Source organism: Delftia sp. NA_296.1 (assembly GCF_052692095.1).
Genome location: NZ_JBQZGF010000002.1, coordinates 382,346 through 395,017, shown reverse-complemented (window position 1 = coordinate 395,017; position 12,672 = coordinate 382,346). Strand labels below are relative to the sequence as shown.

Genomic DNA, 12,672 nt, shown 5'->3' with positions numbered 1-12,672 from the left:
GTTTTTTATGCGTTCAGGGCCGCAGGCCGAACTGCGGCGCTCCGGCCTCGCGCAGCGGCGCGGCCAGTTCCACGAATTCGCTGAGCAGGGCGCGCGTGTCGCGCGGATCGATCACCTCGTCGATGCCGAAGGCCTCGGCCGTGCGGAAGGGCGAGGTCAGGCTGCGCACGCGCTGCTCGATCTCGGCGCGCTTTTGCACGGGGTCGTCGGCGCCTTCGATCTCGGCCTTGTAGGCCACCTCCAGCCCGCCCTCGATGGGCAGCGAGCCCCAGTTGGCCGAGGGCCAGGCATAGCGGAAGTTGAAGCGGCCCATGTGCTGGTGGCCGGCCGCCGCCACGCCGTAGGCGCGGCGGATGAGGAGGCTGCACCAGGGAACGGTGGCCTGGTAGACGGCGGCCAGGGCGCGCACGCCGTAGCGCATGACGCCGGCCTTCTCGGCCTCCACGCCGATCTGGAAGCCCGCGATGTCCACCAGGTTGACCACGGGCAGGTGGAAGGTCTGGGCCATGTCCACGAAGCGCGTGAACTTCTCGGCCGAAGGGCCGTCCCAGCCGCCGCCGTAGAAGTACGGGTCGCTGGCCACCACGGCCACGGGCCAGCCGTCGATGCGCGCCAGCCCCGTGACGATGGCCCGGCCCCAGTGGCGGCCCGTCTCCAGGAAGGAGCCCTCATCGACCAGGCATTCGACGATGGGCCGGATCTTGTAGACCTTGCGGCCATCACGCGGAATGGCCGACAGCAGCCATTCGTCGCGCCGCCGCGGATCGTCCTGCGGCGCGGTGCGCGCAGGCAGCTCGTACACCGACGATGGCAGGTAGGACAGGAAGCGGCGCACGCGCTCGAAGGCCTCCTGCTCGGTGGCCACCTCGTCATCGACCACGCCGTTGCGCGTGTGCACCTGGCTGCCGCCCAGCTCGTTCTTGGTCACGTTCTGGCCGATGCGCGCCACCACGGGCGGGCCGGCATTGAACAGCTGGGCGGTCTCCTTGACCATCACCGAGTAATGGCTGGAGGCCACGCGCGCCGCGCCCATGCCGGCCACCGAGCCCAGGGCCAGCGAGACCACGGGCACGGTGGACAGGTTCTGCACCACCTGGCTCCAGACCTTCATGGTGGGCACGCTGGTGTAGCCCTTGGTCTCGATGTTGCGCACCGAGCCGCCGCCGCCCGTGCCGTCCACCAGGCGCACCATGGGCAGGCGCAGGTCGTGCGCCATCTTCTCGGCAAAGATCAGCTTGTCGCCCACGGCGCCGTCGTTGGCGCCGCCGCGCACCGTGAAATCGTCGCCCACCACGACCACGGGCCGCCCGCCCACGCGCGCCCGCCCCATGATGAGGTTGGATGGCGTGAAGTCCGTCAGCCTGCCCAGGCCGTCGTACTGGCCCGAGCCGGTGAGCGAGCCCACCTCCACGAAGGACTGCGCGTCCGTGCAGGCATCGATGCGCTCGCGCACCGTGAGCTTGCCCGCGGCCTTGTGCCGCGCCACCTTGTCCTCTCCGCCCAGTTTGGCCGCCAGCGCGCGGCGGTATGCGATCTCGTCCACTTCGGGTTGCCAGCTCATGTCGTCGTGTCTCCTTGTGCCTGTGAAGATGCACAAGGCGTGCCAGAACGCAGTGCATTGAATTCAAAGGATTTTTTCCACAGTCGACCTTCACGTGTCCACATCAAGGACAACCTCGAAGACACGGGTTGGGCACTGTCTTCAATGGAGACACCACGGGGACAGACCCATGGCCTGCGCGCCGCTAGAGTGCGTTCACCCCAGCCACTGCCCGCCATGCCCATGCCCAGCTCCCCCGACCACCGATTCGGCGTTCTCGTCTGGCGACGCGACTCGCCCGAGCCCGTGGCGCGGCTGGGCCTTGCGCAGGAGCCGCTGCTGCATGCAGCCGTCACCGAGGCCCTGGCCCGCGCGCACGGCGACGGGCACAACCCCATCAGCCATGGCCAGCTGCTGCACGTGGAAACACCGGGCCCGCGCGGCACGGTGGCCCGCCATGTGGCCGTGGTGCTGGCCGATGCCGAGGGCGAGGTCGCCCTGCTGCGCCCGGCCGACGAGGCGGCAGCGCTGTTCGACATGGTGGCCAGCGTGCCCTTCGCCTTCGCCATCCTCAACATGTTCCTGACCAACCCGTACCAGGCGATCACGGTGGCCGACCATGAAGGGCTGATGCGCTACATCAGCCCCGTGCACGAGAAGTTCTTCGGCCTGGCGCCCGGCACGGCCGCAGGCCGGCGCGCGGAGGACGTGATCCCCAACTCGCGCCTGCCCCACGTGGTGCGCAGCGGCCGGGCCGAGATCGGCGACCTGCAGCAGCTGGGGCCGGGCGTGAGCCGCATCGTCAACCGCATGCCGGTCTACGAGGGCGGCGCCGTGGTGGGTGCCGTGGGCCAGGTCAGCTTCAGCGGCGTGGAGGCGCTCAACCGCATGCAGCAGCGGCTGAACCAGCTGCATGACGAGGTGCAGCACTACAAGCGCGAACTGAGCCAGTTGCGCGGCGGCACGCCCACGGCGCAGATGGTGGGCGCCAGTGCCCCCATGCAAAGGCTGGCCCGCGAGATCGACGCCGTGGCGCGGCTCGATGTGCCCGTGCTCATCCTGGGCGAGAGCGGCAGCGGCAAGGAGCTGGTGGCCCAGGCCCTGCATGCGCGCGGCCGCGATGCCGACGCGCCCCTGGTCAGCCTCAACCTCGCGGCCCTGCCGGCCACGCTGATCGAGTCCGAGCTGTTCGGCTACGAGGCCGGCGCCTTCACGGGCGGGCGCCGGCAGGGCCAGCCCGGCAAGCTGGAGCAGGCCGAGGGCGGCACGCTCTTCCTCGACGAAGTGGCCGACATTCCCATGGAAATCCAGGTCAAGCTGCTGCGCGTGCTGGAGGACCGCCAGGTGCAGCGCCTGGGCGCGCACAGCGGCCGGCAGGTGAACTTCCGCATCGTGGCCGCCACGCACCGCGACCTGCGCGGCCTCATCGACAGCGGCCGCTTCCGGCTGGACCTGTTCTACCGCCTAAGCGGCGTGGTGCTGCATGTGCCCGCCCTGCGCCAGCGCCTGGAGGACATCCCGGCCCTGGTGCAGCGCTTTGCCCAGTCGTTCTGCGAGCGCAACGGCATTGCGCTGCCGCGCATCGCGCCCGGTGTCATGCCCTACCTGGCCCGCCAGGCCTGGCCCGGCAATGTGCGCCAGCTGCGACAGCGCGTGGAAGAGGCCCTGGTGTTCTGCGACGGCCACCTGCTGGGCGTGGACAACTTCGCGCGCCACGAGGACCCGCTGGCCGGCGCACGACCTTTGCCCGTTGCCGAGGCCGACATGCCCTCCACCGGCGCCGTGGCCCCGCTCAAGGACCAGGAGCGCAACGCCATCCTCGACGCCATCGCACGCTGCGGCGGCAACAAGAAGCTGGCCGCGCAGGAGCTGGGCATCTCGCGCTCCTACCTCTACAAGGTGCTGGGCGCGGCATCGCCCGGCTGAGCCTGTCGGGCCGAGGGCAGGGAATTCGAGACAGCGGCTGGCCGCACCGTTGCCATACTAGGCACCCCGTACCCATTGCCGCCCCTGCCGCCTATGCCGCACCCGGCGCCCCGAATGCAAGACACCCGAGACGCGCTCGAACAGCGCCAGATCCCCATCTACTTCGCCGCCGTGGCCCTGGCCGCGGCCGCCGCCTGGGCGCTGCCCGGCACGGGCGTGCTGGAGCGTGCCATCAACCCCGCGCTGGCGCTGATGCTCTATGTGACCTTCTTGCAGGTGCCCGTGGCCGAACTGCGGCGTGCCTTTGGCCAGGTGCGCTTCCTGGCGGCGCTGATGGTGGCCAACTTCATCGTGGTGCCGGTGCTGGTCTGGGCCCTGCTGCAGTTCCTGCCCGCCGACCCCCTGCTGCGCCTGGGCGCGCTGCTGGTGCTGCTGGCGCCCTGCATCGACTACGTGGTCACCTTCTCCCACCTGGGACGCGCCGACGCGCGCCTGCTGCTGGCGGCCACGCCGGCCCTGCTGATCGCGCAGATGCTGGCCCTGCCCGGCTACCTGGGCCTGTTCCTGGGTGACGATGCGGCGCGGCTGGTCCAGGCGGGGCCTTTCCTGCATGCGTTCGTGTGGCTGATCGCCGTGCCGCTGGCCCTGGCCGCTGCCACCCAGCTGTGGGCGGCCCGCAGCCGGCGCGGCGCCAGCGTCTCGGCATGGCTGGGCCTGCTGCCCGTGCCGGCCACCGCGCTGGTGCTGTTCGTGGTGATCGCCTCCGTGCTGCCCCAACTGGGCCCTGCCACGCACGCGGCCTGGAGCATGGTGCCCGTCTACGCGGCCTTTGCGGTGGCAGCGCCCGCGCTGGGCTGGCTGGTGGCGCGCGCCTTCCGACTGCCTGCGCCCGCAGGCCGCGCCGTCGCTTTCAGCGCGGGCACGCGCAATTCGCTGGTCGTGCTGCCGCTGGCCCTGGCCGTGCCTGGCGCCATTCCCGTGCTGCCGGCCGTCATCGTCACGCAGACGCTGGTGGAGCTGCTGGCCGAGCTGGCCTATGTGCGCGTGATTGCGCTGTGGGGCCGGGACCGGGAGCCGGCCCTGGCCCGCGGTCAACGCGATGACGCCGCGCCATAGGCCTGGCGCAGCTGCGCCATGTTGTCCAGCAGCGCCGTCGGCCCGGCGCTGCCCATCAGGTACCAGCCCTTGGGATCGAGGAAGACGACCTGCCCCTTGCGGCCGGCCGCCGTGGCGTGGATCTGCGCGTTGTCGAACACCTTGCGTGAAGCCATGATCTCGCCGCCGCCTGCCGCCTGGCCCGTGGCCGTGTTGCGGTCGATGACGTAGATCCACTCGGGGTCCAGCCGCGCCACATCATCGAAGCCGTAGGCGGTGCCGCGGGCTGGCAGTTGCGCAGCCGATAGCGCCGAGCGCGCGCCGAACACATCGAACAGAAAGCCGAAGCGCGATCCCGGCGCCTGCGGCAGGAGCTTGTCGTTCACGGCCATGAGCAGCAGGCCCGGCGCGGCCTGCGAGGCCTGGGCACGCAGGCCCTGCAGCTCGGCCTGGATGCGCTGCACCAGCGCACGGCCCTGCGCCTGGCGGCCGAACAGCAGCGCCAGCGTGGCGATGTTGCGTTCGATATCGGCCAGCATGTGCTTGCCGCTGACGCTCAGGTCCAGCGTGGGCGCGATGCGTCCCAGCACCTCGGCCTTGCCGGCCGAGCGCCCGCCCACGATGATCAGGTCGGGCGCCAGGCGGCTCAGCGCCTCGTAGTCCGGCTCGAACAGCCCGCCCGCCGCAGGCCGCTGCGCGAAGCTGTCCAGATACCGGGGCAGCTGCGCCCGGGGCACGCCTGCGACCGCCGACGCGGGCACGCCCAGCGCATGCAGTGCATCCAGCGCCCCCAGGTCATAAACCACCGCGCGCCGGGGTGCGCCGGGCAGGCTGGCCGCTCCCCCGGCATGCCGCACGGACAGCGGGGCCGCCACCGCAGTCCCCAGGAACAAGGCCGGCAGGGCCAGCGCCGCCGCGCGGCGCGTGATATCGAAGGTCATGGCAAAGAATCCCAGGAAAAAATGAAAGGAGTTCCGGCCTCCGGAGGCGGGTGCCGCGCCGGGAAGCGGCGCGGCCTGATCCGCAGGCCACGGGCAGCGGCCGCCCTTGCGGCCGGGATGCCTAGAACTTCACGTTCATGCCGATCCAGTAGCGCCGGCCGTCCTGCACCGTGGCGTAGTCCTCGTAGTACACGTCCTTGTCGAACAGGTTGTAGATGCCTGCGTAGAAGGTCACGTCCTTGCTGTAGTTGTAGGAGCCGCCCATGTCGAACATGGCATAGCTGCCAGCCACCCAGGTGCGCGCCGAACGGCCGCCCGTGGGCTGGCTTTCCTTGCCCCGGTAGGACAGCTTGGCCCAGCCCGCCCATTGCTGCGAAGGCTTCCAGTTCAGCGCCAGGTTGAGCATGTGGCGCGGCAGCTGGCTCAGCGGCTGCCCCGCGAACTCGCCGCTCTTTTGCTCGGACTTGGTGAAGGTGTAGCTGCTGCTCAGGTCCAGCGTGCGCGCCAGCGGGGCCTTGAACGTGGCTTCGATGCCGCGCGTGATGGCCTTGTCGATATTGACGTTGGTGGTGGGCGTGTTGCCCGAGGAATTGGCCGGCCCGCACTCGGGGCAGGCGATGCGCGTGATCTTGTCGTTGAACTCGTTGTCGAACACCGTCAGGCCTGCCGAGAGGCCGGCGCCGTTGTTGTAGAGCACGCCCAGTTCCTTGCTCAGCGAGGTTTCGGGCTTCAGGTCGGGGTTGCCGTAGATGTTGCCGCCGCGGCTGGACTGGCCCCAGTCGCCCAGGGTCTGGCGCAACGAGGGCGCGCGAAAGCCGGTGGACACGCCACCCTTGACGGTCCATTGCGCGTCGAGGTTCCACACGCCATACAGGCGCGGGCTCCATTGCGCCCCGCCCTTGCTGTCGTGGTCGTAGCGCAGGCCGCCGGTCAGGGCGAAGTTCTCGCGCAGGCGCCACTCGTCCTCGGCGAACCAGGCGTACTGCGTGCGATCGGCCGTGGTGCGCGCCGAGCCCGGCAGCGTATTGGTCGTCGTGTCGCGCAGGTCCTGCTGGTTGTAGTACACGCCCGTGGTCAGCAGGTGCTGGCGGCCCAGCGGCGCTACCCAGCTGCTGTTGAACACCGTGTTCCTGATGGTCATGTCGCGCGACAGGTTGCGCGTTTCCTCGCGCTGCAGATAGGTGTCGGAGGAAGCCCAGCCCCAGCGGCCCTTGTGCTGCAGCGAGTAGTTCTCGCGCTCGAACTTGCGGTCGCTGGGCGCATCGGTGGGCAGCAGGGTCATGCCAGGCGACGAAACGAAGTGCTGGCGCGAAGTGCCGATCTCGGCGATCAGGTCGTGGTCCTTGCTGGGGGTCAGCGCCAGGCGCAGGTTCAGCGAACGGTTGTCGCTCTTGTTGTAGCCCTGGTAGATGCGGTCCTGGTCGCGCTTGCTGTAGTTGCCATACAGGCTCAGGCCCAGCAGGTCGGTCTTGATCGGGCCTGACAGGTAGAAGTTGGTCTGGTAGGCATCGCCCGAGGTGGAGCGCTCCTGCAGCGTGGCGTCGGCGCGCACCGAGCCATGCCAGTTCTTCGCCACCTTGCGCGTGATGACGTTGATCACGCCGCCCATGGCGTCCGAGCCGTACAGCGAGGACATGGGGCCGCGCACCACCTCGATGCGCTCGATGGCCTCCAGCGGCGGAATCCAGCTCTGGTCCGTGCCGGTGCTGCCGTTGGTCTGGGTCTCGCGCGTGCTCATGCGCTTGCCGTCCACCAGGATCAGGGTGTAGTTGGCGCCCATGCCGCGCAACGAGATGTCGTTGGAGTTGTTGTCCGAGGGCGTGAGGATCACGCCGGGCACATCGCGCAGGGCATCGTGCAGGTTGCGGTAGGCGCCCTGCTCCAGTTCCTGGCGCGTGATCACCGAGATCGAGGCCGGCGCCTGGCTGATCTCCTGCTCGAAGCCGCTGGCCGTCACGACCAGGGTTTCCAGCGTGGCCCCGCCTGCTGCCTGGGCCAGCGCGCTGCCCGAGGCCAGCAGGCCCAGGCAGGCGCCCAGCGCGGTGCGGCGCAGGGGAACGGCGGTGGAGGGAAACGAAGCACGCAGGGAGGTGCAAAGGGCGGACAGGGCAAAGCCACGGCCCGCCGCGGGGGCTGTGCAGTTGTGCATGGGAAAGCTCGCAAGAAGAATCACGGACGGTCGAACGACCGGGGTGCGCATCCGCTCTGTTGTTTTTGATGAGTGCGAATCGTTCTTATTTTATTTTCCCGTCGACAACGGCCTGGCCGACGGCAGCGCAGCTGCTGTTTTTCTTTACAAGCGGACCGATCTGTGAGCAATTCATTCAGAATGCTGAATGTTGCCTTGTTCATCAATGACATGCAGGGCCGCCAGTGCCCGGGCGCGTGCAGCGCCCGGCACGATTCACGGCGTTCCGGCGAGCACGGCGGCTTTGTAAAGTTGGCCCGATGTGGCCCGCAGGCAACATCCTGATACGAAGATCAGGACCACATCCGCCCCGCATTGGAGACCAGGAACAGCAGCAGGCCCACGGCACCGCCGACCACGGTGCCGTTGATGCGGATGTACTGCAGATCCTTGCCGATGTGCAGCTCGATCAGCTCGGACAGCTCGCGCGCATCCCAGCGCCGCACGGTATCGGCGATGTGCTGGGCCAGGAACTGCGAGACATCGGGCGCCAGCGCCTGGGCCCAGCGCTTGAGGCGCTCGTTCATGGAGCTGCGCAGCGCCTCGTCGTGCGCCAGCGACTGGCCCAGCCAGCGGCCCATGGCGGCGGTCTTGCGCGCCACCTGCGAATGCTCGTTGGCCAGGTCCGCCTGCAGCTTGGCGCGCAGGCCCAGCCACAGCGCACGCAGGTAGCCGGCCAGCTTCTCGTCGTGCAGCAGGTAGTGGCGCAGCCGCTCGGCGCGCTCGGACATGGCGGGGTCGGACTGCAGCCGCGTGACCAGCCGGTCCACGGAGGCGTCGAAGGCCTTGCGCATGTGGTGCTCGGGATTGCTGGCGATGTCCTGCAGTAGGCTGTCGAGCGCGCCCGCAATGGCGCTGGCGCCCTTTTCGCTGAGCCAGTCCGTGGGCAGCATCTTTTCCTTGAGCGGATGCTCGCGCTTGAGCCACAGCACGATGGTCTGGGCGATCAGCACATGGGTCTCGGCCTCGCGCAGCACACCGCTGACGCGGGCCAGCACATCGTCCAGCACGGCCTGGTGGCGGCCGTCCTTGGTCAGCCCCGACAACAGATCCGCCGCCGCGCGGGGCAGGTCCACCTGGGCCAGCAAGGCCTTGAATGCCTGTGTCAGAAAGCGCTCCACCTGCCGGTCCTGCACCATCTCCAGCGCCGCCAGCGCCAGCCGCGCCACCTGCCGCCCCAGCAGGGTGCTGTTGGCCGGCGTGGTCAGCCAGCCGGCCAGCACGCGCGCAGGATCATGGCGCTCGATCAGCGCCACCAGCGAAGGGCCGTCCAGGAACTTGTCGCGCACGAAATTCGCCAGGTTCTCGCCGATGCGGTCCTTGTTGCGCGGGATGATGGCCGTATGGCGCCCGACCAGGGGCAGCGGAATGCGCCGGAACAGCGCCGACACCGCAAACCAGTCGGCCAGCGCGCCGACCAGCGAGGCCTCGGTCACGGCCTTGATGCAGGCCAGCCACAGCGGCACCTGCTGCCAGTGCCCCGCCGCCACGGACGAGGCCACGAAGCCCAGCGCCACGAACAGCAGCAGCGCCAGCGGCAGGCGCTTGGCCGACTTCAGTGTTTGACGTTGCTCTGGCGACAGCATGGAGCGCAGCATACGACGCCCGTCCGCCATCCGCATGACGATGCCTGCCGCCAAAGCCTGTCAGCCAGCGCCTGCCTGCGAATTGCGCGGACAATACCGGCTTTCTTCAGAACCCTCTTGCGAGAACAAGACCATGACCGACGCCAACGCACCCGCCGATCGCCCCGCACTGCCCGACCACCTGTCCATCGACCCGCGCAGCCCGCACCATGTGGCCGCCGTGTTCGAGCACGACATCGGCATCCGCTTCAACGGCAACGAGCGCTTCGATGTGGAGGAATACTGCGTGAGCGAGGGATGGATCAAGGTGCCGGCCGGCAAGACGGTGGACCGCAAGGGAAAGCCCCTGCTGATCAAGCTCAAGGGCGCCGTGGAAGCTTTCTACCGCTGATTTCCGGCCGGTCGCAAGGCCGGCCGCAACCTCTTCAAGAATCAGCGTGCTTCAGCTCGCATCGGCCCGCGGCGCCGGCGGATTCCTGAACTTCTCCCGCAGCTCGGCGCAGTGGTCCTTGGCGGGCAGGGCATCCGTCTTCTGCAGCCAATCCACATCCGAGGCCTGCGCCACCGATGTCTCCCCCGCCTGCGCCACGGCCACCATGGCGCCTGCGGCCTCGGGCAGCCAGGTGGGAATGCCCACGCCGCGCAGCACGTGGCCGCGTCCGGCCACCAGCAGCACGGTCTTGCCGGGCTTGACAGCGGCCCTGGCCACCTCGGCCATGCTGGCATCGCGGGCCAGCTGGATGCGGGCCATGGGCGCCAGCTGGGTGTCGGGCAGCAGGCCGCAGTGGCCTTCGCGGATGGCGTCGAGCTGGCGCTGCCAGCCCTCGGGCGGCAGGTGGGTGTCCAGGTTTTCGTTGCGCATGGCCTGCTTCATGTCGGCGCGCGGCAGGTTGCCCCCCAGCACGGGCACGCCCGCGCGCACGGCGGCCATGACCACGCCGCGGTAGCGCGGCCAGGGCCAGGCCGCGTCCTGCCATTGCAGGGCCTGCTGCACCGCGTCCTCGGAGGCATCGCGTGCCAGGGACGCGGTGGAGCCCGTGCGCGGCGCCATCTCGATCACCAGCGCGGCCAGGCGCTCCTGTTTTGCCAACTGCTCCACCGTGGCCTGCTGCCATGCCTGGTGGGCGACCGCATCGTGCTGCTCGCCCAGCAGCACGATGGGCGCGTCGGACCAGCGCTGCAACTGCTGCGTCCAGTCCCGCGCCGGGGCGGAGGAGCTGGCGCAGCCGGCAAGGGCTGCCGCCAGCAATGCGGCCGCAGCCAGGCCGGCAAGGCGCGGGGTGCGGATGAAGGGGCGGGGGATGGAGCGGACTTGCATGGCCCCATGCTAAACACTGGCCTCGCCCGGGGACGCCATAGGCCCTGTGGGCGTTGGGGGCAGTTGAAAGGATCCTAGGAATCGGGGCGGGAGCACGGCGCAAACGGGCGGCGCTTGATTCAGGTCAAGACGCGCAAATGTGCGGTGGCTACAGTGCAACCATGCATGGCAAGCCCTCGCTTTCGACCAAGCTGCTGCTCATGGGCGCAGCCTGCCTGCTCGCGGCCGTGGCATCGATCGGTTTCACGCTGTGGGTGGCCTGGCAGCTGGAAGGCGGTGCGGCGGCGGTGAACGAGGCCGGGCGGCTGCGCATGAGCATGGTGCGCATGGCCATGGCGCGCCAGAACGAGGCGCCTGCGCAGTGGCAGGAGCGCGCACGTCAGTTCGACGCCAGCCTGGACCTGCTGCGCAGCGGCGACATGTCGCGGCCGCTGTTCGTGCCCTGGAGCGATGCGGTCAGCGCGCGCTACGAGCGCATACGCGGCGACTGGAGTGCGCTGCGCACGCAGTGGCAGGCCGAGGACCATGTCGATGCGCAGGCCATCATGGGCAGCGCCGATGCCTTCGTGCGCGAGGTGGACGGCTTTGTCGAGGCCATCGAGGACCGGCTCTCGCGCTGGACGGCCATCCTGCACCTGTTTCAGATGTGTCTGATGGCGCTGGCCATCATCGCGGCCGTGAGCTTCATGGCCACGAGCTACTGGCTGGTGCTGCATCCCGTGGGCCAGCTGCGCTCGGCGCTGGAGCGCATGCGCCGCGGACACCTGGACACGCGCATGAGCGTGGAGGTGGATGACGAGTTCGGCCAGCTGGCGGCCGGCTTCAACCTCATGGCCCAGTCGCTGCAAAGCTCTCACGCCGAGCTGGAAGACAAGGTGCGCGAGAAGACCGCCAGCCTCAACGTGCAGCACCAGCAGCTGCAGGCGCTGTACGCAGTCAGCGTGCAGGCGTCGGAGGCCGCCAGCCTGCAGTCCCTGGCCGAAGGCTTTGTGCGCCAGGTCCGCCTGGCGGCCCAGGCCGATGCGGCCACGGTGCGCTGGTCCGACGAGGCCAACGAGCGCTATGTGCTGCTGGCCGGCGACGGCCTGCCCCAGTCCATGTCGGTGCAGGAGCACTGCCTGCACACGGGCGCCTGCCTGTGCGGCCAGCCGCGCGAGCAGGCGCGGCTGCGCGTGATCCCCATCACGCCGGCCAGCGACCTGCAGCTGCCGCACTGCCGCGAGGCCGGCTTCCAGACCGTGGTCAGCATCCCCGTGCAACTGCAGCAGCGCCTGCTGGGCGAGGTCAACCTGTTCTTTCGCTCCACCGTGGTGCTCACGGACGACATGCGCGACCTGCTGTCCGCCATGGCGCGCCACCTGGCCAGCGCCATGGAAAGCCTGCGCGCCACGGCGCTGGAGCGCGAAGCCGCCGTGGCCGAGGAGCGCGGCCTGATCGCGCGCGAGCTGCATGACTCCATTGCCCAGTCGCTGGCCTTTCTCAAGATACAGACCCAGCTGCTGCGCGACGCCGTGGCCAAGGGCCGCGACGAGGCGCGCGACCGCAGCCTGGGCGAGCTGGAAGTGGGCGTGCGCGAATGCTATGCCGACGTGCGCGAGCTGCTGGTGCATTTCCGCACGCGCACCAGCGCCGAGGACATCGAGGCCGCGCTGCGCGCCACGCTGTCCAAGTTCGAGCACCAGACGGGCATCGCCACCTCGCTGAGCATGTCGGGCCAGGGCCTGCCGCTGGCGCCCGACGTGCAGATCCAGGTGCTGCACATGGTGCAGGAGGCGCTGTCCAACGTGCGCAAGCACGCGGGTGCCAGGCATGTGGAGCTGCGCGTGGGGCGCCACCCCTGGCGCTTCGAAGTCTGCGACGACGGCTGCGGCTTCGTCCCCGCCGCCGTTGCGCCGGACTCGCTGCATGTGGGCCTGGGCATCATGCGCGAGCGCGCCCTGCTGGCGCAGGCGCTGGTCCATGTCCACTCCCGCCCAGGCGAGGGCACGCGCGTGCTCATCGAGCTGCCGCCGTCGGCCTCGGCCGGCGCGCCAGCGCAGGCCCTCCCCTCGAACGCGTGACACGCTCCCGCAAGAAAA

10 protein-coding genes are annotated in these 12,672 nt (G+C 69.6%); 5 read left to right on the top strand and 5 right to left on the bottom strand.

Annotation, left to right across the window (positions count from 1 at the left end):
- Nucleotides 1-13: 13 nt before the first annotated feature.
- The gene (locus ACUTR7_RS06240; RefSeq protein WP_445608379.1) at nucleotides 14-1,561 is read right to left on the bottom strand and encodes an acyl-CoA carboxylase subunit beta; all 1,548 of its coding nucleotides are present in this window, start codon (nucleotides 1,559-1,561) and stop codon (nucleotides 14-16) included.
- A gap of 222 nt (nucleotides 1,562-1,783) precedes the next feature.
- On the opposite strand from ACUTR7_RS06240, the gene ACUTR7_RS06235 reads away from it, so the two are divergent.
- Nucleotides 1,784-3,466 (top strand): sigma-54 interaction domain-containing protein, encoded by a 1,683-nt coding sequence (locus ACUTR7_RS06235; protein WP_445608378.1) that lies wholly within the window; start codon nucleotides 1,784-1,786, stop codon nucleotides 3,464-3,466.
- Nucleotides 3,467-3,580: 114 nt separating this feature from the next.
- Nucleotides 3,581-4,582 carry an arsenic resistance protein gene (locus ACUTR7_RS06230; RefSeq protein WP_445608377.1) on the top strand — a complete coding sequence of 334 codons (1,002 nt, stop codon included), beginning with the start codon at nucleotides 3,581-3,583 and terminating at the stop codon, nucleotides 4,580-4,582.
- Here ACUTR7_RS06230 and ACUTR7_RS06225 read toward each other — a convergent pair.
- On the bottom strand, nucleotides 4,558-5,502 hold the full coding sequence (locus ACUTR7_RS06225; RefSeq protein WP_445608376.1) for a siderophore ABC transporter substrate-binding protein: 945 nt from the start codon (nucleotides 5,500-5,502) through the stop codon (nucleotides 4,558-4,560). The two genes, ACUTR7_RS06230 and ACUTR7_RS06225, sit on opposite strands and share 25 nt — an antisense overlap.
- A 121-nt stretch (nucleotides 5,503-5,623) precedes the next feature.
- Entirely contained in the window at nucleotides 5,624-7,651 is a 2,028-nt protein-coding gene (locus tag ACUTR7_RS06220) for a ligand-gated channel protein (protein WP_445608375.1), read from the bottom strand.
- Here ACUTR7_RS06220 and ACUTR7_RS06215 point away from each other — a divergent pair.
- Nucleotides 7,650-7,817 (top strand): hypothetical protein, encoded by a 168-nt coding sequence (locus tag ACUTR7_RS06215; RefSeq protein WP_185750894.1) that lies wholly within the window; start codon nucleotides 7,650-7,652, stop codon nucleotides 7,815-7,817. The genes ACUTR7_RS06220 and ACUTR7_RS06215 overlap by 2 nt on opposite strands.
- 166 nt (nucleotides 7,818-7,983) lie before the next feature.
- Here ACUTR7_RS06215 and ACUTR7_RS06210 read toward each other — a convergent pair whose 3' ends face one another.
- Nucleotides 7,984-9,288 (bottom strand): DUF445 domain-containing protein, encoded by a 1,305-nt coding sequence (locus ACUTR7_RS06210; RefSeq protein ID WP_445608374.1) that lies wholly within the window; start codon nucleotides 9,286-9,288, stop codon nucleotides 7,984-7,986.
- 121 nt (nucleotides 9,289-9,409) lie between these two features.
- Between ACUTR7_RS06210 and ACUTR7_RS06205 the strand changes: the two genes are divergently transcribed.
- Nucleotides 9,410-9,667 (top strand): DUF3297 family protein, encoded by a 258-nt coding sequence (locus ACUTR7_RS06205; protein WP_013804396.1) that lies wholly within the window; start codon nucleotides 9,410-9,412, stop codon nucleotides 9,665-9,667.
- Between the two features lie 51 nt (nucleotides 9,668-9,718).
- Here ACUTR7_RS06205 and ACUTR7_RS06200 read toward each other — a convergent pair whose 3' ends face one another.
- Nucleotides 9,719-10,594, bottom strand: a complete 876-nt coding sequence (locus ACUTR7_RS06200; RefSeq protein ID WP_445608373.1) for a ChaN family lipoprotein — start codon at nucleotides 10,592-10,594, stop codon at nucleotides 9,719-9,721.
- Between the two features lie 161 nt (nucleotides 10,595-10,755).
- Between ACUTR7_RS06200 and ACUTR7_RS06195 the strand changes: the two genes are divergently transcribed.
- Nucleotides 10,756-12,654 (top strand): type IV pili methyl-accepting chemotaxis transducer N-terminal domain-containing protein, encoded by a 1,899-nt coding sequence (locus tag ACUTR7_RS06195; RefSeq protein WP_239973481.1) that lies wholly within the window; start codon nucleotides 10,756-10,758, stop codon nucleotides 12,652-12,654.
- Nucleotides 12,655-12,672: the final 18 nt, after the last annotated feature.

Coding starts and splice junctions, on each gene's coding strand:
- ACUTR7_RS06240 (WP_445608379.1), bottom strand. CDS start 1,561: ATGAGCTGGCAACCCGAAGTGGACGAGATCGCATACCGCCGCGCGCTG.
- ACUTR7_RS06235 (WP_445608378.1), top strand. CDS start 1,784: ATGCCCAGCTCCCCCGACCACCGATTCGGCGTTCTCGTCTGGCGACGC.
- ACUTR7_RS06230 (WP_445608377.1), top strand. CDS start 3,581: ATGCAAGACACCCGAGACGCGCTCGAACAGCGCCAGATCCCCATCTAC.
- ACUTR7_RS06225 (WP_445608376.1), bottom strand. CDS start 5,502: ATGACCTTCGATATCACGCGCCGCGCGGCGGCGCTGGCCCTGCCGGCC.
- ACUTR7_RS06215 (WP_185750894.1), top strand. CDS start 7,650: ATGGGAAAGCTCGCAAGAAGAATCACGGACGGTCGAACGACCGGGGTG.
- ACUTR7_RS06220 (WP_445608375.1), bottom strand. CDS start 7,651: ATGCACAACTGCACAGCCCCCGCGGCGGGCCGTGGCTTTGCCCTGTCC.
- ACUTR7_RS06210 (WP_445608374.1), bottom strand. CDS start 9,288: ATGCTGCGCTCCATGCTGTCGCCAGAGCAACGTCAAACACTGAAGTCG.
- ACUTR7_RS06205 (WP_013804396.1), top strand. CDS start 9,410: ATGACCGACGCCAACGCACCCGCCGATCGCCCCGCACTGCCCGACCAC.
- ACUTR7_RS06200 (WP_445608373.1), bottom strand. CDS start 10,594: ATGCAAGTCCGCTCCATCCCCCGCCCCTTCATCCGCACCCCGCGCCTT.
- ACUTR7_RS06195 (WP_239973481.1), top strand. CDS start 10,756: ATGCATGGCAAGCCCTCGCTTTCGACCAAGCTGCTGCTCATGGGCGCA.